Consider the following 26,687-nt stretch of genomic DNA (forward strand, 5'->3'; position numbering starts at 1 on the left):
CCAGCAGAACTTCCAGAAACTCCATAGAGACCCCTCTGCCGGAGGGCGCACTCACAGCGGGCATCACCGCCGCCGGCAATACATCCAGACATACCGTGAGATAGACAAAATCCACTTTATCGATAAAGTCGCGAATTTGCGTCTGCACCCCATGCAGGTTCCAGCTGCTGATTTCGCGGTCGCGAATTACCTGAACACCCAGCTCATCCGCGCGCTGGTAGAGCGCAGGGGTGTTGGCATTATCCGCTGCGCCCACACAGAGATAATTGAATTCGCGACCATTTATCCTGCACTGCTCGGCGATTTGGAAAAATGGCGTTCCCGATGACCCCTTCGGAGCGGGGGTGCGCAAATCCAAATGCGCGTCGAAGTTGATAATGCCCAGACTGCTGTCGCGGTGGTGTTCGCGCATCCAGCGGGCGATCCCCTGGTAGCTGCCAAAAGCAATTTCATGGCCGCCCCCCAATACCAGCGGGAAGTGGCCGGCACTGAGCAACTCATTAATACGGGCGCCCAACAGCGACTGGGCAGACTCCAAGTCCTCTCGCTCAACCCTGACATTGCCCGCATCGTATAGGGGGGCATCGAAAGTGGCCGGCAGGTTGGCCATGGCCAGACGCAGGATTCGCGGACCTTTCGCCGCACCGACTCGACCTTTATTGCGGCGCACCCCCTCATCAGAGGCAAAACCGAGAATGGTCAGGCCCGGGGTATCATCCAGCTGTAGGGGAGAAATCCGCTGGTGCCAGCGCTCACCCGCGCGCCCATCCTCAGAGTCGGTGCGACCGCTCCATAATTGCATATCAGCAAGCTGTAACATCGCGACCTCCGAGAAAAACTTTTGCCGGCTTGAGGGCGCCCACTTCATAGGCGAGCTGATCCGGGGTATCCATCGGCCACAGGACAATATCGGCTCGCAACCCCTCGCGCAGTACACCGCGAGAACAGCACAAGCCCAGGGCCCGGGCCGCCGCCCGGGTAACACCGGCCAGAGCCTCTGCCGGCGTCAAGCCAAACAGCTGACAGCCCATATTCATCATCAAGCGCAGGGAGGCGATTGGGCAGCTCCCCGGGTTGAGATCGGTGGCCAAAGCCATACACACCCCAGCCTCGCGCAGCTTGTCGATGGGCGGCACCTGGGTTTCATGCAGGGTATAGAAGGCGCCCGGTAGGAGTACTGCCACAGTACCGCTTTCCGCCATAGCCCGCACATCGGCCTCGCTGATATATTCAATATGATCTACCGACAGGGCCCCGGACTTGGCCGCCATAGCAGTGGCGCCGGTACGCGCCAGCTGCTCGGCGTGCACTTTTACCGGCAGATCGAGTTTTTTCGCCGCATCGATAACCCGCTGGCACTGGTCGACGGTAAAGCCGATCGTCTCGCAGAACATATCCACTGCATCGGCGAGCTGCTCGCGGGCTACAGCGGGCAGTATCTGCTCGCAGATAAGGTCGATATATGCATCGGCGCGACCGTCGTATTCCGGCGGCAGGGCGTGTGCCGCCAGGCAGGTTGTCACTATCTCCACCGGATTGTGTTGCGCCAGGCGCCGCGCTGTGCGCAGCTGCTTCAGCTCCGTGTCCAGATCCAGGCCGTAGCCGGATTTAATTTCCACGGTTGTTACCCCCTCGGCCATCAGGGCGTGCAGACGGGGCTCGGCCAGTTTGTACAGGGTCTCGGCACTGGCACTCCGTGTCGCCCGCACCGTAGAGATAATACCGCCCCCGGAGCGGGCGACCTCCTCGTAGCTCTCACCGCCCAAGCGCCGGGCAAATTCCCCCGCGCGGTGGCCGCCATAGACCAGGTGGGTGTGGCAATCAATCAGGCCCGGGGTCGCCCACTGGCCCTCGCCATCGACAATAAGGTCCGGTGTGCACTCGGGCAGCTCCCGGCGGGGCCCAATCCAAACAATCCGGCCCTTGGTTACCGCAATTGCAGCATCCTCGATAACACCGTAACCACCGGCAATGGAGGGGTCCATTGTGGCGGCATTGAGATTGGTAATCAGCAAATCACAGCGTTCTGACATAAGCTTTTTAGCGACGCGCTTTTCCTTTTAACCATAGATGCTCAGCCCGATAAACGAGAAACCCATATCGAGCAAGATACAGCTCCCCCCTTCGACTTGACAGCCCGCAGCTGGGAAACCATAGTAGCCTTAATCAATCTTGTATATACAACAATATACAAGCAATAGAAGTACTGTACCTGAGTCTATGAATACTGCAAGTGAACCCCGATACGCGGCCATCAAGCGCCATATTCGCCAGCAAATAGAGTCCGGCGAGTGGCCCGTACACTCCCAGGTGCCCTCGGAGAACCAACTGGCGCAGCAATTCAATGTGAGCCGGATGACCGCGAGGCGGGCACTGACCGAACTGACCGATGAACGGGTACTGATGCGCTCCCAGGGCCTGGGCACTTTTGTCGCCGAGCCGGTGCCCGCCAGCTCGCTGCTGGAGGTGCGCAATATCGCCGACGAAATCTCGGCCCGGGGCCACAGCTACAGTAACCGCATCCTGTTGGCGCAGCCCTGTGTGGCCAGTGCCGATGTCGCCCTGGCACTGGAAGTGCCGGAGCAGGCCAGAGTGTTTCACTCCATTATTGTGCACTGCGACAACGGCTTGCCGGTGCAGTGGGAAGAGCGCTTTACCAATCCGGCCCTGGCGCCGGATTACCTGGATCAGGATTTCGCCCACACCACCCCCAACGCCTATCTTTCCAAAGTCGCACCACTGACCGAGGCCGATACCACTGTCGAGGCCATCGCTGCGGAGGCCGCTATCGCCCACGCGCTGGAAATTGCCCCCGGGGATGCCTGCCTCCAGGTTTGGCGGCGCACTAAATGCAGTGCCGGCACGGTGAGCTTCGCGCGCCTGGTTCACCCGGGCAATCGCTACCGCCTCGGCGCACAACTGAGATTCTAATTATTGATTTATCCCGCGCGTCCCGGGAAAGCGAACTACCCACTGCGGGGACGTGTGAATTTTTTTACGAGAAAAATTGACGAGGAAGCCATGTCTACCGACAAACGCCACGATCCCAGCCGCAAAATCCGCGCGCCTCGCGGCAGTGAGCTCAATGCCAAAAGCTGGCTCACCGAAGCTCCCCTGCGCATGTTGATGAACAACCTGGACGCCGAAGTAGCCGAGCGCCCGGAAGACCTGGTGGTTTACGGCGGTATCGGCCGCGCCGCGCGGGACTGGGAGTGCTACGACAAAATAGTCGAAGTACTGAAGCGCCTGGAAGACGACGAAACCCTGCTGGTGCAGTCCGGCAAACCCGTCGGTGTCTTTAAAACCCACGCCGACGCGCCCCGGGTATTAATTGCCAACTCCAACCTGGTGCCCCACTGGGCCAACTGGGAACACTTCAACGAGCTGGATAAAAAAGGCCTGGCCATGTACGGCCAGATGACTGCCGGCTCCTGGATTTATATCGGCTCCCAGGGCATCGTCCAGGGCACCTATGAAACCTTTGCCGCCGTCGCACGCAAACATTTTAAGGGCGAAGCGAAAGGCAAATGGATTCTTACCGGCGGCCTCGGCGGCATGGGTGGCGCTCAGCCACTGGCGGCGACGATGGCCGGTTTCAGCATGATCGCCGTAGAGTGCGACGAAACCCGTATCGATTTCCGTCTGCGCACCGGCTATGTCGACAAAAAAGCCACCAGCCTCGACGAAGCGCTGCAAATGATTGAAGCCGCGATGGAAAAAGGCGAAGCCATTTCCGTTGGCCTGCTGGGCAATGCCGCAGATATTTTCCCGGAAATTGTAAAACGCAATATTCTGCCGGATTCGGTTACCGACCAGACTTCCGCACACGATCCTTTAAATGGCTACCTGCCCCAGGGCTGGAGCATGGAATACGCCGCAGAGATGCGTAAGAAAGACGAGGCCGCTGTAGTGAAGGCTGCCAAGCAGTCTATGGCGGTTCAGGTTGAAGCCATGCTGGAGTTGCAAAAGCGCGGCGCCGCGACCCTCGACTACGGCAACAATATTCGCCAAATGGCCCTGGAAGAGGGCGTGGAAAATGCCTTCGATTTCCCCGGCTTTGTACCCGCCTATATTCGCCCGCTGTTCTGCGAAGGCGTCGGTCCTTTCCGCTGGGCGGCGCTGTCCGGCAACCCGGAAGATATCTACAAGACCGATGCCAAGGTTAAAGAACTGATTCCCGACAACCCGCAGCTGCACAACTGGCTCGATATGGCCCGCGAGCGAATTCACTTCCAGGGACTGCCCGCACGTATCTGCTGGGTGGGTCTGAAAGATCGCGCGCGCCTGGCGCTGGCGTTTAACGAGATGGTGGCAAACGGTGAATTGGAAGCGCCGGTAGTCATCGGCCGCGACCATCTCGACAGCGGCTCAGTCGCCAGCCCCAATCGCGAAACCGAGGCCATGATGGATGGCTCCGACGCCGTCTCCGACTGGCCGCTGATGAATGCCCTGCTGAATACCGCCTCCGGCGCTACTTGGGTATCCCTGCATCACGGCGGTGGCGTGGGCATGGGCTTCTCCCAGCACTCCGGTGTGGTCATTGTGTGTGACGGCACCGAAGCCGCGCGCAAGCGTATCGAACGGGTTCTCTGGAATGATCCCGCCACCGGTGTCATGCGCCACGCCGATGCCGGTTACGAGATCGCAAAAAAATGCGCAAAAGAGCAGGGCCTGGACCTGCCCATGCTGAACGACTGATTTTTTACCGCAATAAAAATACCGCCGGCGGAAATCTTTTGCAGCCCGAAGCATTTTTATCGGGCTGTACCACTGGCGTCTAACAGGCTGTTTTTCAACAGCCTGCTAAGCAGCAAATATTTTTTGGTGAATGAATTTATGTATCAATTGGAAATCGATCCCGGCCAGTTAAGCCTTGCGCAACTGCGCCGCGTAGCCCGCGAGCCGGTGCAACTGTCCCTGGCGAAAAGCGCCTATCCCGCTATCGAAGCCTCTGCCCACACCGTCGCCCAAGTGATTACCGAAGGCCGCACGGTTTACGGCATCAATACCGGTTTTGGTTTGTTGGCCAACACCCGCATTGAAAAACACGACCTGGAAAACCTACAGCGCGCTATCGTACTGAGCCACGCCGCCGGCACCGGCAACTTTATGAGTGAAGCCACTGTGCGCCTGCTGATGGTGTTGAAAATCAACTCCCTCGCGCGCGGCTTTTCCGGCGTGCGCCCGCAGGTTATCGAAGCGTTAATGCAACTGGTCAATGCCGGTGTCTACCCCGCTATCCCCGAGAAAGGCTCCGTAGGCGCCTCTGGCGATTTGGCGCCGCTGGCTCATATGAGCGTGGTGCTTCTCGGTGAAGGGGAAGTATTGATCCAAGGCGAGCGCAAGAGCGCCCACGAAGGCCTCAAAGCGGCGGGCCTTGAGCCCATTACCCTGGCCCCCAAAGAGGGCCTCGCCCTGCTGAATGGCACCCAGGCATCCACCGCCTTTGCCCTGCTCGGCCTGTTCGCCAGTGAAGACCTGTTCGCCGGTGCCCTGGTGACCGGTGCCATGACTCTGGAAGCCGCCAAGGGCTCGCGCCGCCCGTTCGACGAGCGTATTCACAACGCTCGCGGCCAGCAGGCACAGCGCGACGTGGCGGCAATTTATCGGGACCTGCTCGGTGAAACCAGCCAGATCGGTGATTCCCATCAATTCTGTGAAAAGGTGCAGGACCCCTACTCCCTGCGCTGTCAGCCCCAGGTGATGGGCGCCTGCCTCCAGCAGATGCGCTTCGCCGCCGAAGTATTGTTGGCCGAGGCAAACGGGGTTTCCGATAACCCGCTGGTATTTACCGACGAGGAAAATCCGGATAACTCCGACATTATTTCCGGAGGTAACTTCCACGCGGAGCCTGTTGCTATGGTCGCCGACAACTTGGCACTGGCTCTGGCAGAAATCGGCTCTCTGTCCGAGCGCCGTATGGCCCTGTTAATCGACAGCAACCTGTCCGGCCTGCCGCCTTTCCTGGTGGAAAATGGCGGGGTAAACTCCGGCTTTATGATCGCCCAGGTCACCTCGGCGGCGCTGGCCAGTGAAAATAAATCCATCGCGCACCCCGCCTGCGTGGACTCCCTGCCCACCTCCGCCAATCAGGAAGACCATGTATCCATGGCCACCTTTGCCGGTCGCCGCCTGCGGGATATGGCCGACAATACCTGTGGCATCCTGGCCGTAGAACTGCTGGCAGCCTGCCAGGGCCTGGACTTCCGCGCGCCGTTAAAGTCCACGCAAAAACTCGAAGCGGCCAAGGCAAAACTGCGCGAGCGGGTCTCCTTCTATGACAAAGACCGCTACTTCGCCCCAGATATTGAAGAGGCAAAGCAATTGCTGAGCAGCGGCGCCTATCTGGCCTCTGTAGATCCCGATCTCCTGCCCAGCAGCCACTAGTCCAAGGCCCCCCTCCAGGACGTGATTCACGCACTGTGAGAGAAGTATTTTTCTCGCGGTGCGTGAATTTTTAGTGGTTTCCCCCGCCCACCGACCTTACCTTTCTGACTCCGAACAAGTGGGTCTCGCAAAGCGAAACCAGAGAGTTCCCCCGTACAGACCCGCCTCGGTGCTCGGCTTTATCAGAGCATTTATTTTGTGTCGTGAAAATTTACGCGGCAAAAAAGGTGTGGAGGTCTTAGATGAAACCGCTGCCCATCAGGCTGCTGCGAGGCACAGGCTGTGTGCTCGCCATTGCCACAGGACTGGCCCTGTCGGCCTGCAACGGAACGCCCGCTACCGCCTGCGGAGGCTACGATTGCTCAGCCAGTTATTACGGATACAGTCCTTATTACAACAAGACGTATTACAACCTGCGCGGCCGCCATGCCCACTGCCACCCAGATGGCATCTGCCACAACATGCGGCACTGTAATTTTTATTGGAATGGGAATTTTTATCGCCTGAGACCACCCGCCGTTGTAAATACCCAATACCAGGTTGTCGATCTGCCGCCGCACGCAGGGCACCACTAAATCTGAAATTCCGTGCTCGCCTGTTTGGCGCACCTAAGGGGCTTGGCCTCTCCGGGGGGAAATACCACTTACCGGAGAAAGCACTATGAATAGAGCTGTAAGAATGGTGATTCTCACCACCACGGTGTGCACAGCCCTGACTCTGGGTGCCTGTGTCACCGATGGTTACTACACCAGCTACGGAGGACCACAGGTCGCTTACACCTCCTCCTACAGTTACCCCTATGCCACACCCAATTACTACGCCTCGAGCAATGTCTACCTCACCTCTTATAGGACACCGGTTTACCAGACAGTGGGGTTCACCCCGGTAAATCCCTATTACTATAGAGTTGGCCACGCATCATTCCGCGGCCACCCCCGCTACCGGGCCCGCTACTACTATCGCGGTATGCCCTACCACAACCGCTTCTATTCCCCCCGTGCACCCCACGCCCGCTACCGAGGGTATAGAGGCTATCGGGGCCACAGTGGTCACTACCGTGTTCGCGGCGGATTTCATGGTGGCGGACATCGCGGTGGATTTCATGGCGGAGGGCATCGCGGTGGTGGAGGACACCACGGTAGACGCTAACCGCTAACCACTCTAAAACCCCCTACCGGGACTCAGTTTTGGTAGGGAGTTTTAGGCCAACTAAAATACCCGCTAATGCACAGAACAGATTTCTCCAAGTTACTTTTATTGAGCGGCAAAAAGGCATAATAAAATTAATCTCAGCGAGAAGGATCGAACCACCGAGAGATAAAAACTTATTAGCAAAGTTATAGATAATGGCAAAAGTGACGTATACCAGCTAAGAAAATAAAATTACACAAATAAAATTTTAACCCCCCTACAACCACCTCAGTACCAAATTGAGTATTACCCCTCCATGTCGCCCTATTGGACAAATTGGCGTAAAAATCTTCACGTTGGCACACATACCCTCTAATCTAAGAGAATATATACGTATATAAATACTGTCTTTCGCATTTCCAGAGGTAACTGCGATGCAGAAAATGCGACTTATTCTGCTTGCCGCAGCCCTGGCGACGGGCGTTGCCGCTTGCTCGACAACCGCGCCCCAGGGAGGCCCAAAATCCTTAACTCTAGACGGAGAAAAATTTCACTGCATGGAGCAGGAACTGGAAACCAAGATACTGGTGAGATGCGTCCGCGCGGGGTAAATTATTGCACAGTGCAATTGCACTATTTAACCGCACAGATCACGGCACGCGGACAATACGCAGGGTATCGGTGTGGCCGCCAATATCCTGTTGATAGCCCCGGGATATCAAAACAAAATCCCCGGATATCAGCCGCTCCTGTTGCAGCAAACAGGAAATGGCCTTTTGATCGCGCAGGGGGCCATCCATTTCCGAAACATCCATTAATACCGGATCGACCCCGCTGTAAAGTGCCACTCGATTACAGCATTTCTGATGACGACAAAAAGCATAGATAGGAATCAATGCGCAGACCCGCGACATTAATAGTGCAGTATTGCCGGTTTCCGTCTGGCAAATAATCGCTTTTATTTCCCGACAGTGATTGGCTATCGTCATGGCCGCCATGGCGATACAGGCATCGCCGGCAGGGTAATCTCCGCGAAGCCCCTCCGGCATCGAATAAATTTTTCGGTGTTTTTCTGCCCCGACGATAACATCGGCCATATGCTCGACAGTTTCAATCGGATATTCTCCCGCTGCGGTCTCCGCCGACAACATCACCGCGTCGGTGCCATCCAGCACCGCATTGGCCACATCGCAAACCTCTGCGCGCGTGGGCACCGGATTAGCAATCATAGACTCCATCATTTGTGTTGCCGTAATCACCACCCGATTGAGATAGCGGGCATAACGGATTAGATGTTTTTGCACCCCCACTAACTCCGCATCGCCAATTTCCACAGCCAGATCTCCGCGCGCAACCATAATGGCATCGCTGGCCAAGATAAGCTTTTCCAAACGCGCATCATTAGCCACGGCCTCAGCCCGCTCTATTTTCGCAATAATATGCGCGCTGCCCCCCGCCGCTCTTAATAATTTTCTCGCCGTGTGGATGTCGCGGGCATCGCGCGGGAAAGAAACTGCGAGATAATCCACCTGCAACTCTGCCGCGACCTTAATATCGTGGCGGTCTTTATCGGTCAGCGCCGGCGCGGTGAGGCCACCGCCCTGTTTATTTATCCCCTTTCGATCGAATAGCCAGCCACCGGATTCAATCTCCGTTATTAAGGACAAACCCATAATTTTTATGATGCGCAAACTCAGCCGGCCATCATCCAGTAGCAGGCTGTCACCCTCGCTACAATCCTCGGCCAGTGCTTCATAATCAATCCAAACCCCCTCAGAACTCCCCGCCTCCTTGTCCCAATTTGGGTCCAGAATAAATTCTGCCCCCTTGCGCAGATAAATACGTCCATCCGTGAATTTCCCGACACGAATTTTGGGGCCCTGCAAATCCCCCAATAGGGCAATATGTCTCCCTTGGCGTTTCGCTTCCTCGCGAACATATTGTGCCCTGCGCCGGTGATCATCCATTTTTCCATGAGAAAAATTCAGTCGAACCACATCGACACCGGCACGAATTAATCGCCGAAGTGTTTCCTCTTTGTCGGTAGCGGGGCCTAGGGTGGCAACGATCTTGGTGCGCCTGATCATATCGACAAACGTCCTTTTATCGATGGGCAAATACGCTTTAGCGACCTCCGTGCAAGCATAGCTTGTCACTGCTGTCGTCTCATCACAGCAGCCAACAACTAAGCTTTTGTGAAAGCCCCAAAGCGGCAAATTTTGTGTGAACGGGTGAAGAGGTAGGGTTTGGGAGTTATTTATTGATGAGTAGGTTGGTGCAAATATGGTTGCTGGGAGCCCTATTAGTCATCGGCGGATGCCTGACAAATCGCATTGAGGAAGCACAGGTTGTGCAGTCCTCTGGCAGTATGAGCGCGGTCTGTGGCAAAAAATGGCGGCTGGTACGCCTGCGCGTCAGCGGAACCGTGGTCGATATCAAAAAGCCTGCGAACTTTACCTTTGTGTGCAATCTCCAGGGTAACGTCATGGGCAAAAGTGGCATAAACACCTACCGGGGAGAAGTACAGGTCACCGACAACGGGCTGTTACTGTGGGATACCTCCAGCTTTGTCTCCACCAAAATGAGCGGGCCCGAGCCACTGCTGCGACAGGAGCACGCCTACCTGCGCGCCCTCGCCGCTACTCGACAAAGCTTTACTAAATCCCGGGGAGGCCGCTTAATACTGCGTGACCCCTCCGGTGATACCTATATAGAATACATAAAGGCCGGACCTTGAACGCCGCCACAGAAGCCCTGTAGATTTTTAGATTAAATGTCGCAAAAACAATGAGAACGACATCATGCCCCGTCGTGCTTTTTACTTACTCCTGAGCATAGCCCTGTGCGAGCTGCTACTCGCCGGCTGTAGTGCCTTCACTCCGCCCGCTCCCCAGCCACAGCGATCGGCAGCATCTGCCTGTGAACACGAGTGGGTATTATCGAGCTTGTACTACTCCGGGCGCAGCTACGATTCAGCCCTGAGCTGGAGCCGGTTTTGGCGGGATAGACCCTTCTTCAAATGCGATCGCTTTGGTTACGTCAGGGGCAACGGCGGCACCAATCCCTACCTGGGGCGTTTCTCCCTCTCTAGCGGCGGGGCCTTTACCTGGGAGCGAATTCCCGCAATTGCGCGTATGGGCGGTGCACAACCCAGCGATGAACTGGAGATCGATTACCTTAACGCGCTGAGGAAGTCGGATTCGATTGTGATCCTGGGCAACAAGATGATGATCAGCAGTGCCGATGGCAGCGCCCGCATAGAGTTTGAACAGGTAGACCGCAGCTACCGACAGGCACAGCCCCATAAAAAAGGCGACCCATTGGGTCGCCAACATCACAATTGACAAGAATCAACAAGATGAGCTGTAAAAGCCTTAAATAAGAAAGCTTTGGCCGCGCATCTTAATGGGAGTTGGTGACAGAAAAGTTACAGCCATCCATTTAATGGCTCAGCGGCGCCGTTGGTGTATTTCCAAATTCTCCTGGCGCTTGCGCTCACTCTTTCGCAGCAGTAAATAAGTTGCCCCCAGCCCACCGTGCTGGGGCTGGGCCGTATGGAACGCCAGCACTTGATGCAGCTGCGGCAACCAGTGATTGATACAGCTCTTCAACAGCGCCGGCTGCTTGCGCCCCTCCCCCTTGCCGTGAGTAATCAGGGCGCAGCGCACATCCGCTTCGACACAGTCGCGGATAAACTCCATCACCGCGCTGCGCGCCATCTCCACGGAGTGGCGGTGTAGATCCAAACGCGCATCCACACTGTACTTACCCAGGCGCAAATTGCGATAGACCCCGTTTTGCACACCATCGCGCTTAAACTCCAAGGGGTCCCAGGGGTCCATCAGGTCGATATACTCCCCCGACAGGGGGTTCAGCTCCCGCTCCGTCAGGCGCGTGGCCGCAGCGCGGCGCTCCCGCAACATCGATTCGGACTGCTTCGACTCCCTGTGCAAGGTGACGCGGCGCTCCTGCACCAGCGGTTTGACGTCTCCCATTTCACCGAGAGCGTCTTTAAATAATTTGCTGTCGCTGCTCACAAATACCCCCTGCCAGCGTCAGTCGAGAAATAAATCCTTGGTTAAATTGTCAGCGTTGGCCGGATTGTGGGCGTAGCCGGTGAAATCCTTTACACCGCGCTCAGCCAACAGCACTTCATCGATCAGCTGGCAGCCACTCAGGGCGGCCTCTCTGGTCGTCAGTACCTCGTAGGCCGCGTCGGCCATAATGGCGGGCTTGCGACTCTGTGCAAACATCTCGCGGCTGCCCACCGCAAACTCAATCGCCGCTGTGGCCACCAGTGTGCGCGGCCACAGGGTATTCACACTGATGCCCGCCTCGCGCAGCTCTTCCGCCAATCCCAGGCTGAGGATGGTCATACCAAACTTTGACAGGGCGTAGGGGGCGAAGGGTCCCAGCCATTTGGGCTGGATATTCAGCGGCGGACACAGGCTGAGGATATGGGCGTTGTCAGACTTTTTCAGATAGGGCATCGCCAAGTGCGCAGTGAGATAGACCGCGCGACTATTGATACTCTGCATCAGGTCGTAGCGTTTCGGTGGTGTCGATTCCACATTGCTCAGGTTGATCGCACCCGCATTGTTAATCACCGCATCGATGCCGCCAAATTTATCGGCGGCCTCCGACATGGCCCGCTCCACCCGCTGCTCATCGCGCACATCCACCTGTAGGGCCAGGGCTCTGCCGCCGGCCTGCTCCACTTCCTCCGCCACCGAGAAGATGGTTCCCGGCAACTTGGGGTGGGGCTCTGCCGATTTAGCCGCAATCACGATATTGGCACCATCCGCTGCGCACTTAAGGGCAATCGCCCTGCCGATACCGCGACTGGCGCCGGTGATAAAGAGGGTCTTGTCCTTTAAGGCCCCTGTATTGTCCGTCAGGGATACAAACTCTTCACGCATTTTTTTCAGCCTCCGGGGCAGTCACTGCCGGACTGTAAATTTCCTTGAAGATCGCCGGCATACGTTTTGGCTTGCCGCTGGAAAGCTCTATGCACACCATCCGCCATTCGGCCCGCAATACCAATGCCCTATCGGCGGCGCGAAACACCTGAAAGCGGCGAGTCATATTCAGACGCCCGTCCACCTCAGTGAGCCAGGTGCCAAACAGCAATTCCTCCCCCTCTCTGGCCGCCAGTATATAGTCATACTCGCCATGGCGAATTGCCATTCCCCGGTCAAGCTGCTGATAATTCGTGACATCCAGACCCAGGACGGCGCTGTGCGCCCAGGCGCTGGCCTCACACCAGCGCACATATTGCGCATTGTTGGCATGGCTCAGGCCATCCACATGTTCGGCGCCAACCGTCACTTTGCTGATAAATGGATTTGGCAGATCCCACTGCATAAGCGGCTCCAGATTTGTGCGCGGTTGCGAAGGGGTAGTCAGTAAATCGGAAGCTATCCCCGGGGAGATTACAGATATAAAAAAAGGCCCCGCTAAGGGACCTTTTTATCGTGCCAGCCGGGCTAAAGCGAATTAAGCGTTCGCTTGAGCACCCTCTGCTTCTTTCTGTGCCTTGTCGAGGGCAGCAGCAAACAGGGCATCGAAGTTCACCGGCGGCAACATCAGTGCCGGGAAAGAACCTTTCACTACCGCGTTGTCGATCACTTCGCGCGCGTAGGGGAACAGGATCTGCGGGCAGGCGGTGTTCAGGGCCTGGGCCAGCTGTTGACCTTCCAGACCTTTAATGCCGAACAGGCCAGCTTGTTTTACTTCCACCAGGAAAGCGGTGTCTTCTTCCAGCTTTACGGTGATAGTCAGGGTCAGGGCTACTTCATACAAATCTTCATCGATCTTCGCAGTCTTGGTGTTCAGCTCCTGGTTAACCTGGGGCTTCCACTGCTTTTTGAAGACCTCGGTACCCATCGGGGTTTCGAAGGAGAGGTCTTTCAGGTAGATGCGTTGCATCGCAAATTGTACTTGTGGAGCCTCTGCGTTTGCCGCTGCGCCATTTAATTCTTCAGCCATGTTACAGCCTGTTTATTAGAAAAAGTTTATTGATGCCTTCCGTAAGAAAGGCTCCGCTAATAACTCAAAAGTTGGGGCCTCGATAAAACGTTTCAAGGCCCAGAGCGGATAAATAGCAAAAATTGCCGACCGCGCGTTGGCAGTCGCGTCAATTTTGTATTAACCCGCAGCTTTTAGCAGTTTATCCAACTGACCGGCGCGCTCCAACGCCATCAGGTCGTCGCAACCACCGACATGCTTGTCGCCGATCCAGATTTGCGGCACCGAACGGCGACCCGCTTTCGCGGCCATCTCCGCACGCAGACCGGGATTGTTATCCACGGAAATTTCGCGGTAGGCGACACTCTTGCTGTCGAGCAGCTGTTTGGCGCGAATACAGTAGGGACAAAAACGAGTGGTATAAATGACAAGATCCCGCATGACAAAACTCCGTCAAACTGATACTTCAGGTTAACCTTTACCCTTAACGACAGGGAGGTTCTGGTTAGCCCACTCGCTCATACCACCCTGTAGGCGGCGCACTTGGAAACCTTTCTGCTTCAGCAGGCGTCCCACCGCACCGGCATGCTGCCCCATTTTGTCGGCGACAATAATGGTCTTGCCCTTGAACGGTTCCAATTCGGCGATGCGCTCAAGCACATCGCTGTGGAGAATATGCAGTGCGTCGACGATATGCCCGGCAGTGAACTCGCTGCGATCGCGAACATCCAGCACCTTGGCCCCATCGCTGTTGATCAGCCTGGTCACTTCGTGCGTCGACGCCGGCACACCGGACTTGAATCGCTCGGTCAAAACAAAAGCGTAAAGCAATGCCACCAGCAGGCCGACCAACAGCCACTGCTGCGCTAAAAAGTCGAAGAAATCCACTTCACCCCCAAATCCTCAAGTGGTTATCAATAGGGCGCTACAGCGCCCAATGCCGGCGGGAGTATACACGATCATGGCGAAATTCTAACCAACCGAATCCCCTCACCCCAGGCACTTTGTAATCCGGCCCAAGGCAAATAACATAGTGAAATACCAGCCCCACAGGTTAAAATCCGCGTCCGCAATCTAACCCCCGAAAGAGGAATACCGTCGCTATGGCCGCTACGCAAGCCCCGCAAAAACGCCCCCTGGTCCTGCTGATTCTGGACGGCTTCGGCCACAGCGATAAACCCGAGCACAACGCGATCCACGCCGCCAAATCGCCGGTGTGGGACAATATCTGGGCCAGCCGCCCCAAGACCCTGATCCAGACCTCCGGTATGGCCGTAGGCCTGCCCGAGGGCCAGATGGGCAACTCTGAAGTCGGCCATATGACCCTGGGTGCCGGGCGCGTGGTCTACCAGAATTTCACCCGCATCAACAAAGCCATTCAGGACGGCGACTTCTTCCGCAACCCGACCTACACCGCTGCGGTGGACAAGGCCATCGCCCACAACGGCGCCGTCCATATTATGGGTCTGCTGTCCGAAGGTGGTGTACACAGCCACGAGGACCATATCGTCGCCATGGTGACCCTGGCGGCCCAGCGCGGTGCCCGCGCCATTTATATCCACGCCTTCCTCGATGGCCGCGACACCCCGCCGCGCAGTGCCGAACCCTCTCTGAGCCGCCTGACCCAGGTGTGCGACGCCGTCGGCAACGCCCATATGGCCACCCTGGCCGGGCGCTACTTCGCCATGGACCGCGACCAGCGCTGGGAACGCACCGCATCCGTCTACGACATGCTGACGCTGGGCACCGCCGAGCACAGTGCCAGCGATGCCCTGGCAGGCCTGGCCTCAGCCTATGAGCGCGGTGAAAACGATGAGTTTGTCGCTCCCACAGTGATTGGCGAGCCCGCCCCGATCCGGGATGGCGATGCGCTGATCTTTATGAACTTCCGCCCGGATCGCGCGCGCCAGCTGACCCGCGCCTTTACCGAACAGGACTTCAGTGGCTTCGAGCGCCAGGCCAAACCGCAGCTGGCGGACTTTGTCATGACCACCGAATACGCCGGCGATATCCACGCCAACTGCGCCTTCCCGCCGGAAAACCTGGTCAACTCCCTCGGCGAATACCTGTCGGCGCAGGGCAAAACCCAGCTGCGCATCGCCGAGACGGAAAAGTACGCCCACGTTACCTTCTTCTTCAGCGGCGGCCGCGAAGCGCCCTACACTCATGAAACCCGCGAGCTGATTAAGTCCCCGGATGTGGCCACCTACGACCTGCAACCGGAAATGAATGCACCAGAGGTCACCGATAAGTTGGTCGCCGCCATCGAGAGTGGCGAGTACGACGCCATTATCTGTAACTATGCCAACGGCGATATGGTGGGGCACACCGGAGTGTTTGAAGCGGCGGTCAAAGCGGTTGAAGCGCTCGATCAGTGTGTCGAGCGAGTCACCAACGCCGCCCTGGCCGCCGGTGGTGAAGTGCTGATCACTGCCGATCACGGCAATGTGGAAGAGATGTTCGACGCCAACTCCGGCCAGGTCAGCACCCAGCACTCCACCCTGCCGGTGCCTTTCGTCTATATCGGCGAGCGCAATGTGCAAATGTGTGACGGAGGTAGTCTGGCGGATGTGGCGCCAACCATGTTAGCGTTGATGGGTCTGCCACAGCCGGCGGAAATGACCGGTCAAAGCTTGGTAAAAATAGACTGATGAAAACTCTCGTTCTCTTCCTGATCGCCCTGCTTTCCCTGCCCGCCTGGAGCCAGGCGGAGGGAGATGAGCAGGCGCGCCTGGCACAAATCAAACAGCGCATCGAGTCCCTGCAACAGGAACTCAACCAGGTGCGCAGCCAGCGCGACCAGCTGCTCAAGGATCTGGAAGATAACGAGAAAGATATTTCCGAGCTGCACCGGCGCATAGACCAGATCAAAGAGGATATGCGCAGCCGCTCGGACAAGCTGCGCCAGCTCCAGCGGGAGCAGCAGCAGCTCGAGGAGTCGCGACGAAGTATGCAGCGGCGGGTCGAGCAGGAGATCGCCGCCGCATACCGACTAGGCCGACAGGAGCAGATCAAACTGCTCCTCAACCAGCAAGATCCCCAGAACGTCGCCCGCCATCTCCGCTACCACGATTACTTCCTTCAAGAACGCAGCCGCATCATAGACACCTACCGGGAAACCCTCACCTCACTGGAGACGGTATCCAGCGCTATTGAGCGCGAGCGCGCAACCCTGGAGACGGAGCGGGAGCAGCTGCAACAGCGCCAGAGCAAGCTGCGCCTGGCCCAGCAAAACCGCCAGGGCACACTGGAGAAACTGGCCGCGCGCCTGTCCGACGGCAGCGGTGAACTCAAACAGCTACAGGGCGATCGCACGCGCCTGCAAAAGTTGATCGACGAAGTGGGCCGCGCCATCGCCTCCCTGGTAAGCCCCAGTGAGCAGAAGCCCTTTGCGCGCCAACGGGGCAAGATGCAGTGGCCGGTCGAAGGCCGCCGCACCAATGCCTACGGCCAGCGCCGCGCCAATGGCATCACCTGGAAGGGCGTGACGCTGCGCGCCAATGCGGGGGAGCCGGTGCGCGCCATTCATCGCGGCCGTGTGGTATTTTCCGATTACCTGCGCGGCCACGGCATGCTGGTTATCCTGGACCACGGCGGGGATTATATGAGCCTCTACGCCCACAACCAGTCCCTCACCCGCAGTATTGGCGAGTGGGTGGAAAGTGGTGACACCATCGCGCGGGTCGGCAATAGCGGCGGTCTCAGCCAGAGCGGCGTCTATTTCGAAATTCGCCACCGGGGCAAGGCGCAGGACCCCACCGTTTGGTGCCGCTCCTGATCGGAAGCTGGCGCCCACTACCCTTATTGCGACGCTATGGCGATTAGGCACCCGCCTAATGCCCTGCCCCCCACCTCTGCACACCCACCGCTGTGCTAATTAAATGGGAAAGCTCTATCACCCAAATTCTGTGTGAACGGCTTTAGTTTCGTCACCGGAAGAGAATAAAAGTGGGATTTCACCCAAGTGCAACCCCCTTGGACGCAGGGCAACTAAGACAGCGGCACGGTAGAATTTAGCGCTCGCTTAGAATCCCTGCCAATCTCTGCGGTCTACACTTCCGCTAAGTAGCGAAGAAATAAGGCAGAGGTCATAACAATATGTTTATCCCCAAAGCGCTGACCACTTTGATTGGCGCAGCCGCTCTGACAGCCCTGCCTTTAATGGGTCTAACCGCCGGCGACAGCCCCCTCCAGGTGAGCGCAGACAGCGACGCGCGCCTGCCGCTGGAGGACCTGCGCAGCTTTGCCAAAGTATTCGAGCAGATCCGCCAGGGCTATATCGAAGAGGTGGACGACCGCACTCTGCTGGAGTACGCCATCAAGGGGATGCTACAGGGCCTCGACCCCCACTCTTCCTATCTGGACCGCCGCTCCTTTGACGACCTGCAAGCCAACACTACCGGTGAATTTGCCGGCCTCGGGCTCGAAGTGGGCATCGAAAACGACCATATCACCGTGGTCAGCCCCATGGACGATACCCCCGCCTCCCGCGCGGGCCTCAAGGCCGGCGATGTCATACTGCGCCTGTCGGGCAAGTCCATGAAAGGCGTGAGCCTGGATGAGGCGGTGGAGTGGATGCGCGGGCCCAAGGGCAGCAGTGTCACCCTGACCATCGCCCGCAAAGGCCAAAAGCCCTTCGATGTCACCCTCAAGCGGGATACTGTGCGCATGCGCAGTGTGCGCAGCAAGGTGCTCGATGAGGGCTATGGCTACCTGCGCATTAGCCAGTTCCAAATGGACACAGGCGCCGATGTGGCCGATGAACTGATCAAGTTGCAGAAGAAAGGCGCACTGAAAGGGCTGGTGATCGACCTGCGCAACAATCCCGGTGGCGTACTGCAATCTTCGGTGGAAGTCGCCGACGCCTTTCTGGAAGAGGGACTGGTGGTCTATACCGAGGGCCGCAGCGACTCCGCTAACCTGAGCTATTCGGCCGAACCGGGCGACTTGACCGAGGGCGCGCCACTGGTAGTCCTGATCAACGCGGGCTCCGCCTCGGCGGCGGAAATTGTCGCCGGCGCGCTACAGGATCACCGCCGCGCGGTGGTGATGGGTACCGACAGCTTTGGCAAGGGCTCGGTGCAAACGGTAATCCCGATCACCAGTGAGCGCGCCATCAAACTGACCACCGCACTCTACTTCACCCCCAATGGGCGCTCGATCCAAGCCCAGGGCATCACGCCGGATATCGTGGTAGAACGGGTTAAAGTCACCCGTGTGGACGACTCTACGCAGCCCACCGAAGCCGATTTGGCCGGACACCTGGACAACGGCAACGGCGGTGCCGAGCGCACCTCTGAAGACCGCGTGCGGGAACAGGAGGAGCGCGAAGACTGGATGGATCGGGACAATCAAATCTTCGAGGCCCTCAATGTGCTCAAGGGCCTCAATCTCTACGCCGAGCGGGACAGGGGCTTGCGCGAGCGCCTTGCCCGCGCAGACGGACAGCAGTAAGCGCGATACGGCGGCCACAGGGTCCGCCGCGCGCGATCTCTGCGCTGACTACAGGCGCATTTCTATCCCGGCGCTGTGCATAAACGTCTTCGCCTCGGCAATGGTGTATTCGCCGAAGTGGAAGATACTCGCCGCCAATACCGCATCGGCGCCGCCGTGCAAGACCCCATCGGCCAGGTGCTGCAACTCGCCCACCCCGCCGGAAGCAATGACCGGTACTTGAACCGCCTCGCTAACCGCCCGGGTCAGGGCCAGGTCAAACCCGTTCTTGGTACCGTCGCGATCCATACTGGTCAGCAGGATTTCACCGGCACCGTATTCGGCCATCTGCCGCGCCCAGGCCAGCGCATCAATGCCGGTGGGCTGGCGCCCGCCATGGGTAAAGATCTCCCAGCGGCCCTCAGCCACCTGTTTGGCATCAATGGCCACTACAATGCACTGGCTGCCAAAGCGCTCGGCGGCCTCGCGCACGAACTCGGGATTTTTCACCGCTGCGGAGTTGATCGCGGTCTTGTCCGCACCGGCATTGAGCAGATTGCGGATATCTTGCAGGGTGCGCACGCCACCGCCGACGGTGAGGGGGATAAACACCTCGTGGGCCATTTTCTCCACGGTGTGCAGGATGGTATCGCGCTGCTCGTGGGTGGCGGTAATATCGAGGAAGGTGATTTCGTCGGCGCCCGCTTCGTTGTAGCGGCGGGCAATTTCCACCGGGTCACCGGCATCGCGGATATCGACAAAATTCACGCCCTTCACCACGCGACCGTTGTCCACATCCAGACAGGGAATAATACGTTTCGCCAGAGCCATTACTTGTTCCGTTGGTCGCAGAGCTGCTGCGCTTGGCGCAGGTTCAGCTTGTCTTCGTAAATCGCCCGCCCGGTGATGGCGCCGTAGATTTCACCGGCATCCAGCAGCTGTTGGATATCCTCGATACTGCTGACTCCGCCGGAGGCAATGATGGGCACCTGCACTGCGCGGGCCATTTCCAGGGTCGCCTCGATATTGACGCCCTGCATCATGCCGTCGCGGGCAATATCCGTATAAACAATAGAGCTGACGCCACAATCGGCAAAGCGCTTGGCCAGCTCGGTCGCCTTCAGCTCGGAAACCTCAGCCCAGCCCTCGGTCGCCACCAAACCGTCTTTGGCATCGAGCCCGACAATAATGTGGCCCTCGAACTCGCGACACGCCTCTTCCACCAGCTTGGGGTTTTTGACCGCCGCAGTGCCGATAATCCCCCACTGCACACCGGCATCCAGATAGCGCTCGATGGTGTGCAAGTCGCGAATACCTCCGCCAATTTGCACCGGTAAATCGGGAAATTGTTTAGCTATAGCCGTTACTGCCTCGCCGTTAACCGGGTTGCCGGCAAAGGCGCCGTTCAGGTCCACCAGGTGCAGGCGTTTGGCGCCCTCGTTCACCCAGTGCTGCGCAGTGGCCAGGGGATCATCGGAAAATACCGTAGCGTCGTCCATTTCGCCCTGGCGCAGGCGCACGCATTGGCCGTCTTTTAAATCAATCGCGGGAATTACAATCATGTCTTTTCTTATATCGGCAGTAATTTCAGTGTGATCGGTGAGCTGAGGCTATTCGGCCCGACCGTTCCAGTAGACAAAATTCTTGAGCAGCTGCAAGCCGGCCTCGGCACTCTTCTCCGGGTGGAACTGGGTGGCGAAGATATTCTCCCTGGCAACGGCGGCGGCCAGGGGAATGCCGTATTCGGTTTGCCCGGCAATATCCAGATTTTCAGCAGCCGGCACATAGTAACTGTGGACAAAGTAAAAACGGCTGTCATCGGCAATATCGGCCCACAGGGGATGCGACTGCCGCTGCTGCACGCCATTCCAACCCATATGCGGCACTTTGAGGCGCTCGGCGCCCTGCGCCGGGGGAATATTGTCGCCGAAGAACTTCACCGGCTGCGGGAAAATCCCCAGGCAATCGATACCGTTATTTTCCTCGCTGCGCTGCATCATAATCTGCATACCCACACAGATACCCAGCACCGGGGTGCCCAGGCTGATAGCATCACGCAGCAGCGGGGTGAAGCCCGCTTCCACAAACCCCGCCATACAATCGCGAATGGCACCCACACCGGGCACCACCAGGCGCTCTGCGCCCTCAGCCTGTGCCGGTGTCTGCGCCAGCACCACGTCAACCTCAGGCGCCACCTTGTGCAGGGCGCTGGCCACCGAGTGCAGGTTGCCCATACCGTAGTCGAGTACTGCGATCTTCCCCATCACAGCACTCCTTTGGTGGAGGGCATGGTGCCGGCCATGCGCGGGTCCGGGGTCAGCGCCATACGCAGGGCGCGGCCAAAGGCCTTAAATACGGTCTCCACCTGGTGGTGGGCGTTGTGGCCGCGCAGGCAATCAATATGCACAGTGACCAGGGCGTGATTGACGAAGCCCTGGAAGAATTCAAAAAACAGTTCGGTATCAAAGTTGCCGATCCGCTTTTGCGTGAAAGGCACCTCCATCACCAGGCCGGGGCGCCCGGAGAAGTCGATTACCACTCGCGAGAGCGCCTCGTCCAAGGGGACATAGCTGTGGCCGTAACGGGTCATGCCCTTCTTGTCCCCCAGGGCCTCGGTAATGGCCTTGCCCAGGGTAATGCCGATGTCCTCCACCGTATGGTGGTCGTCGATATGGATATCGCCGTCGCAGCTAATGTCCATGTCGATCATGCCGTGGCGGGCAATTTGATCGAGCATATGCTCCAGGAAAGGCACTCCAGTCGCGAACTTGCCATGGCCTTGGCCGTCCAGGTTAACGCTGACTTGAATCTTGGTTTCCAGGGTGTCACGGGTGACGCTAGCTGTACGCATCGAAAGCGATCCTTATTTGCACGATAAGACAGAGGGCGCAAATTATAGGATGAATGACATCCCCTGTGGTTCTCTAGTGTCAAATGAAACTTGATTCGTGATGGTTTCGCCCTATTATGCAGCGCATGGTTACTCTAACGCGCCGAAAATCCCATTACTGGGCCAGCCTGTTTCTGTTACTCGCCGTAGTAGCAGCTCAGCCGCTGTGGGCGGAGCACTTCCACCTGGGCAACAGCCAGGTAGAGATGTGTGACCTGTGCTGTATGCATTCACCCGCAGCACTCGGCAGCGAGCCACTGCTCGTACAGGCTGAGCCCCAAAGTCACTACGAACAGCCCTCTGCGCCAAGCGCCCGCGATTGCCAGCCAGAGCGCCAGAGTGCGCGCGCCCCTCCCCTCTCCCTGTCACTCAGCTAACCCCTAAAAACCGATAATTTTTTAGCGACTGCCCGCGCTTGTGCGCGTATGGCAATGTCCGCCTGTGACAGGAATAAAAACACCAATGTCTAAGTTCAACACTTTGGCCCTGGCCATCGCCAGCCTGGCCGTGCCCGCTATTTGCGCCGCAGAAGACAACAACAGCAACAAACTCGAAGAAGTTAACGTTACCGTCTCGCCCCTGGATAAGCCCGCCGACGCGGTGGCCGCCCCGGTATCGGTGCTCTCCGGCGAGACCCTGCGCAAAGCCGCCTCCGCCACCCTGGGCGAAACCCTGAAGAACCAACCGGGAGTAGCCAACGCCTCCTTCGGCAGCGGTGTGGGCCTGCCGGTGATTCGCGGCCAGAGCGCCAACCGGGTAAAAATCCTCAACGACAACCTGGATGTGTCTGACGCCTCCAGCACTAGCGCCGATCACGCCGCCAGTATCGAACCCCTGCTGGCGGAGCGCATCGAGATACTGCGCGGACCGGCGGCACTGCGCTACGGCAGCGGCGCTATCGGCGGAGTGGTAAATATTATCGACGGTCGTATTCCCACCGAAGTGCCTGAGGAAGTTGAAGGCGCGCTAGAACTGCGTCACGACAGCGCCAACAACCAGGATGCCTCAGTATTCCGTTTTAGCGGCGGTACCGGCCAACTGGCCTGGTATTTCGACGGCGTCTACCGCGAAAACGACGATACCGAAATCCCCGGCCTCGCCATCGTCGAGCATGAGGAACACGAAGAGCACGACGAGGACGAGGAAAAACACGAGGAATTCAATACCGACGGTTACGTCGGCAACACCAGCGCCCGCGCCCACAGCTACAGCGGTGGTGTTTCCTGGATTACTGACAGCGGTTATTTCGGCCTGTCGGTGAACAAGCTGGAGAACAACTACGGTATCCCCCTCGGCACTCACGAGCACCACCACGAAGAGGAAGAGGAGGAGGAAGATCACGAGGAGGAGAGCGAAGTCGAAGCCGTGCGCATCGATATGGCGCAAACCCGCTACGACTTCAAAGGCGAGCATCGCTTCGACAGCAATTACTGGGACAAGATGCGCCTGCGTATCGGCTACAACGACTACGAGCACGTCGAGTTGGAAGAGGGCGAGCCCGGCACCCGCTTTACCAATGAAGCCTGGGAGGGCCGCCTGGAAATTACCCATGACAGCGGCAGCGAGTGGCGCGGCGCCTACGGTTTGCAGTTGTCCGATAAAGACTTTGCCGCAGTGGGCGACGAGGCGTTTATCCAGCCCTCCCGCACCCGCAGCGCCGGCCTCTTCACCATGAAAGAGCGCGAGTGGGGCAACTGGCACCTGGATTTGGGCGCGCGTATTGAGCGTGTCGATATCGACCCGGACACGGCTGAAGATCGCGACTTTGACCTGTTCAGCACCAGCGCCACCCTGCAGTACTTCCTGCAAGAGCACCAGCATATCAGCGTCGGCGCCACCCACTCCGAGCGCGCCCCGGTGGCCGAAGAGCTGTTTGCCGACGGCGAGCACCTGGCCGAGTCCCGCTACCTGATCGGTAACAGCGAACTGGACAAAGAGCGCTCCTTCAACCTGGAGCTGGGCTATCACCACCACAACGAAGCGGCCAGCGGCTGGCACGCGGCGCAGATTGAAGCCAGCGTCTTCTACAACCGCATCGGCGACTACATCTATTCGCAGAACACCGGTCTTGAGGACGAAGAGGAAGAGCTGCCCATCTACGCCTACGCCAATCGCGATGCCACCTTCTACGGTGCCGAAGCCTCGGTGAAACTCCCCCTGCGCAGCAACCTCTACCTGACCCTGTTTGGCGATGTTGTGCGCGCGAGCTTCGACGAGGATATCGCCGCTGAGAGTTCCGACGTACCGCGTATGCCGCCCCTGCGCCTGGGTCTCGCCCTGGGAGGCGAGTACGAGCAGTGGGGCTGGGAGTGGCGCACGACTGAAGCGGCGGACCAGGATCGCGCCGGCGCCTACGAAGAGGAGACCGACGGCTATACCCGTATGGATCTGAGTGCCCACTACAACTTCAATATCGGCAGCAGCGACGCGGTGATCTTCGCCAGCGCCCGCAATCTGCTCGACGAAGAGATTCGCAACTCCACCTCACTGCTGCGCGACTACGCCCCTGAAGCCGGCCGCAGCATCGAAGCCGGTGTGCGCTTTATTTTCTAATCCCTCCTTTAAACAGCCCCGCAGCGCATTTCCAGCCGCGCGGGGCTGCATTTCCTACAATTCCGGCATAACCTCTCTGTAGAATTGCGCGGGAACACCGAGCCGCGCAGCGGCGTCATACCCGTGACACCACACGACTAATAAATAGGGACAATGCACTCCATGGCCTGGATCAAGCGCACTTTTATCGCTCTTTTGATCGTCTTCCTGCTACTTGCCGGCGCCGTCGCCTGGCTGCTCGCCGGGCTCGACATCAACCAATACAAACCGCAGCTGGAAAAGCTCGCCGCCGAGCAGGGCATCTCCCTGCAACTGCAAGGCGATATCGGCTGGCAACTGTGGCCCAAGATCGGTCTGCAATTAGAGGATGTGCAATTGGCGCCGCTACAGCTACCCAAACAGACCCTGGTCAAAGCGGACAAAATCGCCATCGGCGTGGCTCTCAAACCCCTGCTACAGCGCAAAGTGGAAGCCGAGGAAATCGTTCTGGTCGCCCCGCAAATCGAGCTCAGCGTCGATCGGGAGGGACGCGGCAACTGGGAGCTGATCAGCGAGGCCCTGGAAGCGCAGAGCAAACAGCCCCCCAAGCTCGCCCTCCCCAAGGAGCAGGAGGCACCGGCACAGCAACAGGTGGACCTGAGCCTGCAAAAACTGCGTATCGAAAAGGGACTGGTGCTCTACAGCAATGCCCAAACCCATAAAGAGTACAGAGTCCAAGACCTACAGGTCAGCGCTATCAATCTGGTGCCGGGCGGTGAACCGGGCAAGCTCACCGCCGCCGCAGACTTAACTGGCAGCGATCTCAAACACCCACTGCAACTGAAAATCGACAGCACCCTGGCTGTGGACGAGGGGCTCAACGGGCTACTCCTACAGCCGCTGCAAGTGGATCTCACCTCAGTGAACAGCGCCAAGGCCAGCCTGCATATCCGCGGCTCACTGCGCCGGGACAACAGCACCCAGCCCTGGCGCATACAGCTGAATATCAACGCCGATGCCAACCCGCTGCGCCCCTGGTTTGAACTGACCGGCAGCGAAATCGATACCCGCGATAAGGCGGCGCTGCAAAAGTTGAGTATCGAGGCCAGTGTGGAGGGCAGCGAGCAAAAACTCGATCTGACACCACTGCAACTGCAACTGGACGACGTCACCTTTAGCGGCAACGCCCAGCTGCGCAACGCGGAAATGCCCGGACTGGACCTGAGTCTGCGCGGCGGCGCCTTGAACCTGGATAACTACCTGCCCCCAACGCCGGAAGAAGGCACAGCCACACCGGCGCAGGTGCCTCCCACAGGTACCGAGGAAACGGCTGAAACTCCCACTGCCGCTGACGGAAACCCCGCAGCGCAAGCGGCGCAGAATCAGCCGGCGCCCCAAGAGCAATCCAAGCCCGCGAATACACAAGCCACTGAGCAAGTACCCCTGCCACTGAGCGACCTGCGCGGCTTCAATGCCAATATCAGCCTGGCGCTGGACCAACTGCAAGCCGCCGACCTGCAAATGGACAGCCCGGAAATCCAACTCACTGTGGATAACGGCCTCTACCGCCTGCAAAAATTGAGCGCGGATATCTATGGCGGCCAGCTCAATAGCAGCGGCCAGCTCAACGCCCGCGCCCAAGCCGCCGAAGCGCAAATACGCGGCGGCCTTACCGGCGTGGATATCGGCAAGATACAGGCCGCGCTCTTCCCCAGTGAAGACGTGCAGCTGGCCGGTAAAGCCAGCGTCAACTGGAGTGCCACCACCAAGGGCAAAACTGCGGCGGCCCTGGAGAAGAACCTGCGCGCCGCCGTCGAGGTTTCCAGCGCGGCGATGTCCATCTCTCCATTCAACTTGGAGAAAAACATGTGCCAGCTGTTCAGCTACGCCGAAAATACCGAGATGCCCACCCGGGACTGGCCCGACAGCACCGGCCTTCAGGACCTGCGCGCCATTATCGCAGTGAAAGGCGATCAGGTGGACGTGAGCGAGATTCTCGCCGGCATCGAAAATATTGCCCTGACCGGCGACGGGGAGGTGGACCTGAAGAAACAGGACTTCGACTTCAAACTCGGCCTGGCCCTGGTGGGTGAGAGCACCTCCGCCGACGGCTGTACCGTGCGCAACCCGCGCTGGCGCAACCGCCCGCTGCCCCTGCGCTGCAAGGGCGACTTCGACGATGTGGACATCAGCACCTGCAAACCCGACAGCCGTCGCCTCGACGACTTGGTGCGGGAGGAGCTGAAGTACAAAGCCGAAAAAAAATATGGCGATAAAGTGGAAGAAAAGGTCGACGAACTGAAAGAAAAATTGAAAAATCTGTTCGGCCGCTAAGGCCCAGCGCAGC

General features: G+C 58.3%; 26 protein-coding genes (1 of these 26 cut by a window edge). 13 read left to right on the top strand and 13 right to left on the bottom strand.

The genetic code is table 11. From position 1 onward, the window contains the following. A protein-coding gene (gene hutG / locus ACJJIF_RS13955; RefSeq protein ID WP_444928949.1) for a formimidoylglutamase crosses the window boundary here: on the bottom strand, positions 1 to 820 show its 5' portion. The gene continues 143 nt to the left of window position 1, outside the view; only the first 820 of its 963 coding nucleotides appear in the window; its start codon is at positions 818 to 820; its stop codon lies beyond the left edge, outside the window. Next, on the bottom strand, positions 804 to 2,033 hold the full coding sequence (gene hutI, locus ACJJIF_RS13960; RefSeq protein WP_444928950.1) for an imidazolonepropionase: 1,230 nt from the start codon (positions 2,031 to 2,033) through the stop codon (positions 804 to 806). Before hutI ends, hutG begins: the two co-directional genes overlap by 17 nt. A gap of 187 nt (positions 2,034 to 2,220) precedes the next feature. Between hutI and hutC the strand changes: the two genes are divergently transcribed. The 5 genes from hutC (at position 2,221) to ACJJIF_RS13985 (ending at position 7,536) form a co-directional block, all read left to right on the top strand. Further along, positions 2,221 to 2,931 carry a histidine utilization transcriptional repressor HutC gene (gene hutC, locus ACJJIF_RS13965; protein ID WP_444928951.1) on the top strand — a complete coding sequence of 237 codons (711 nt, stop codon included), beginning with the start codon at positions 2,221 to 2,223 and terminating at the stop codon, positions 2,929 to 2,931. Positions 2,932 to 3,021: 90 nt separating this feature from the next. Next, on the top strand, positions 3,022 to 4,698 hold the full coding sequence (gene hutU / locus ACJJIF_RS13970; RefSeq protein ID WP_444928952.1) for a urocanate hydratase: 1,677 nt from the start codon (positions 3,022 to 3,024) through the stop codon (positions 4,696 to 4,698). Between the two features lie 138 nt (positions 4,699 to 4,836). Next, on the top strand, positions 4,837 to 6,387 hold the full coding sequence (gene hutH / locus ACJJIF_RS13975; protein WP_444928953.1) for a histidine ammonia-lyase: 1,551 nt from the start codon (positions 4,837 to 4,839) through the stop codon (positions 6,385 to 6,387). Positions 6,388 to 6,629: 242 nt separating this feature from the next. Beyond that, the gene (locus tag ACJJIF_RS13980; RefSeq protein WP_444928954.1) at positions 6,630 to 6,962 is read left to right on the top strand and encodes a hypothetical protein; all 333 of its coding nucleotides are present in this window, start codon (positions 6,630 to 6,632) and stop codon (positions 6,960 to 6,962) included. An 85-nt stretch (positions 6,963 to 7,047) separates the two neighbouring features. Continuing rightward, complete coding sequence (locus tag ACJJIF_RS13985; RefSeq protein WP_444928955.1) at positions 7,048 to 7,536, top strand: hypothetical protein; 489 nt, start codon at positions 7,048 to 7,050, stop codon at positions 7,534 to 7,536. 632 nt (positions 7,537 to 8,168) lie between these two features. Here the strand turns inward: ACJJIF_RS13985 and pyk are convergent. After that, complete coding sequence (pyk, locus tag ACJJIF_RS13990; protein WP_444932353.1) at positions 8,169 to 9,605, bottom strand: pyruvate kinase; 1,437 nt, start codon at positions 9,603 to 9,605, stop codon at positions 8,169 to 8,171. A gap of 176 nt (positions 9,606 to 9,781) precedes the next feature. Between pyk and ACJJIF_RS13995 the strand changes: the two genes are divergently transcribed. Then, positions 9,782 to 10,255 (top strand): META domain-containing protein, encoded by a 474-nt coding sequence (locus ACJJIF_RS13995; RefSeq protein WP_444928956.1) that lies wholly within the window; start codon positions 9,782 to 9,784, stop codon positions 10,253 to 10,255. Between the two features lie 64 nt (positions 10,256 to 10,319). After that, on the top strand, positions 10,320 to 10,862 hold the full coding sequence (locus tag ACJJIF_RS14000; RefSeq protein WP_444928957.1) for an META domain-containing protein: 543 nt from the start codon (positions 10,320 to 10,322) through the stop codon (positions 10,860 to 10,862). A 105-nt stretch (positions 10,863 to 10,967) separates the two neighbouring features. Here ACJJIF_RS14000 and smrA read toward each other — a convergent pair whose 3' ends face one another. From smrA to ACJJIF_RS14030, 6 genes are all read right to left on the bottom strand, one after another. Continuing rightward, positions 10,968 to 11,555: a DNA endonuclease SmrA gene (gene smrA, locus ACJJIF_RS14005; protein WP_444928958.1), complete on the bottom strand. Its 588-nt coding sequence runs from the start codon at positions 11,553 to 11,555 to the stop codon at positions 10,968 to 10,970. An 18-nt stretch (positions 11,556 to 11,573) separates the two neighbouring features. Then, entirely contained in the window at positions 11,574 to 12,437 is an 864-nt protein-coding gene (locus ACJJIF_RS14010) for an SDR family oxidoreductase (RefSeq protein ID WP_444928959.1), read from the bottom strand. Beyond that, positions 12,430 to 12,882: an acyl-CoA thioesterase gene (locus tag ACJJIF_RS14015; protein WP_444928960.1), complete on the bottom strand. Its 453-nt coding sequence runs from the start codon at positions 12,880 to 12,882 to the stop codon at positions 12,430 to 12,432. Before ACJJIF_RS14015 ends, ACJJIF_RS14010 begins: the two co-directional genes overlap by 8 nt. Positions 12,883 to 13,014: 132 nt before the next feature. After that, the gene (gene secB, locus ACJJIF_RS14020) at positions 13,015 to 13,506 is read right to left on the bottom strand and encodes a protein-export chaperone SecB (RefSeq protein ID WP_444928961.1); all 492 of its coding nucleotides are present in this window, start codon (positions 13,504 to 13,506) and stop codon (positions 13,015 to 13,017) included. A 159-nt stretch (positions 13,507 to 13,665) separates the two neighbouring features. Next, positions 13,666 to 13,926, bottom strand: a complete 261-nt coding sequence (grxC, locus tag ACJJIF_RS14025; RefSeq protein ID WP_444928962.1) for a glutaredoxin 3 — start codon at positions 13,924 to 13,926, stop codon at positions 13,666 to 13,668. A 30-nt stretch (positions 13,927 to 13,956) separates the two neighbouring features. After that, positions 13,957 to 14,373, bottom strand: coding sequence for a rhodanese-like domain-containing protein (locus tag ACJJIF_RS14030; protein ID WP_444928963.1), 417 nt, complete (start codon positions 14,371 to 14,373; stop codon positions 13,957 to 13,959). A 215-nt stretch (positions 14,374 to 14,588) separates the two neighbouring features. On the opposite strand from ACJJIF_RS14030, the gene gpmI reads away from it, so the two are divergent. From gpmI to ACJJIF_RS14045, 3 genes are all read left to right on the top strand, one after another. Continuing rightward, positions 14,589 to 16,136 (top strand): 2,3-bisphosphoglycerate-independent phosphoglycerate mutase, encoded by a 1,548-nt coding sequence (gene gpmI, locus ACJJIF_RS14035; protein ID WP_444928964.1) that lies wholly within the window; start codon positions 14,589 to 14,591, stop codon positions 16,134 to 16,136. Next, positions 16,136 to 17,263: a murein hydrolase activator EnvC family protein gene (locus ACJJIF_RS14040; protein ID WP_444928965.1), complete on the top strand. Its 1,128-nt coding sequence runs from the start codon at positions 16,136 to 16,138 to the stop codon at positions 17,261 to 17,263. Before gpmI ends, ACJJIF_RS14040 begins: the two co-directional genes overlap by 1 nt. A 320-nt stretch (positions 17,264 to 17,583) precedes the next feature. Further along, positions 17,584 to 18,939, top strand: coding sequence for a S41 family peptidase (locus tag ACJJIF_RS14045; protein WP_444928966.1), 1,356 nt, complete (start codon positions 17,584 to 17,586; stop codon positions 18,937 to 18,939). Between the two features lie 48 nt (positions 18,940 to 18,987). Here ACJJIF_RS14045 and hisF read toward each other — a convergent pair whose 3' ends face one another. Genes hisF through hisB form a run of 4 tightly spaced genes read right to left on the bottom strand, consistent with a single transcriptional unit; the run spans position 18,988 to position 21,769 of the window. Then, a complete protein-coding gene (gene hisF, locus ACJJIF_RS14050) occupies positions 18,988 to 19,749 on the bottom strand; it encodes an imidazole glycerol phosphate synthase subunit HisF (protein WP_444928967.1) in 762 nt (253 codons plus the stop codon). Continuing rightward, entirely contained in the window at positions 19,749 to 20,480 is a 732-nt protein-coding gene (gene hisA, locus ACJJIF_RS14055) for a 1-(5-phosphoribosyl)-5-[(5-phosphoribosylamino)methylideneamino]imidazole-4-carboxamide isomerase (protein ID WP_444928968.1), read from the bottom strand. The genes hisF and hisA overlap by 1 nt, the downstream gene beginning before the upstream one ends. Positions 20,481 to 20,528: 48 nt before the next feature. Then, positions 20,529 to 21,182: an imidazole glycerol phosphate synthase subunit HisH gene (hisH, locus tag ACJJIF_RS14060; RefSeq protein WP_444928969.1), complete on the bottom strand. Its 654-nt coding sequence runs from the start codon at positions 21,180 to 21,182 to the stop codon at positions 20,529 to 20,531. Continuing rightward, positions 21,182 to 21,769 carry an imidazoleglycerol-phosphate dehydratase HisB gene (gene hisB, locus ACJJIF_RS14065; protein ID WP_444928970.1) on the bottom strand — a complete coding sequence of 196 codons (588 nt, stop codon included), beginning with the start codon at positions 21,767 to 21,769 and terminating at the stop codon, positions 21,182 to 21,184. Before hisB ends, hisH begins: the two co-directional genes overlap by 1 nt. Positions 21,770 to 21,885: 116 nt before the next feature. Here hisB and ACJJIF_RS14070 point away from each other — a divergent pair, with 116 nt between their 5' ends. The 3 genes from ACJJIF_RS14070 to ACJJIF_RS14080 all read left to right on the top strand — a co-directional run bounded on the left by ACJJIF_RS14070 (position 21,886) and on the right by ACJJIF_RS14080 (position 26,674). Further along, on the top strand, positions 21,886 to 22,185 hold the full coding sequence (locus tag ACJJIF_RS14070; protein ID WP_444928971.1) for a hypothetical protein: 300 nt from the start codon (positions 21,886 to 21,888) through the stop codon (positions 22,183 to 22,185). Positions 22,186 to 22,270: 85 nt separating this feature from the next. After that, positions 22,271 to 24,361: a TonB-dependent receptor gene (locus ACJJIF_RS14075; RefSeq protein ID WP_444928972.1), complete on the top strand. Its 2,091-nt coding sequence runs from the start codon at positions 22,271 to 22,273 to the stop codon at positions 24,359 to 24,361. A gap of 162 nt (positions 24,362 to 24,523) precedes the next feature. After that, positions 24,524 to 26,674: an AsmA family protein gene (locus tag ACJJIF_RS14080; RefSeq protein ID WP_444928973.1), complete on the top strand. Its 2,151-nt coding sequence runs from the start codon at positions 24,524 to 24,526 to the stop codon at positions 26,672 to 26,674. The last annotated feature ends 13 nt before the right edge of the window (positions 26,675 to 26,687 follow it).

The organism is Microbulbifer regidiadema (SeqCode), from assembly GCF_052467605.1.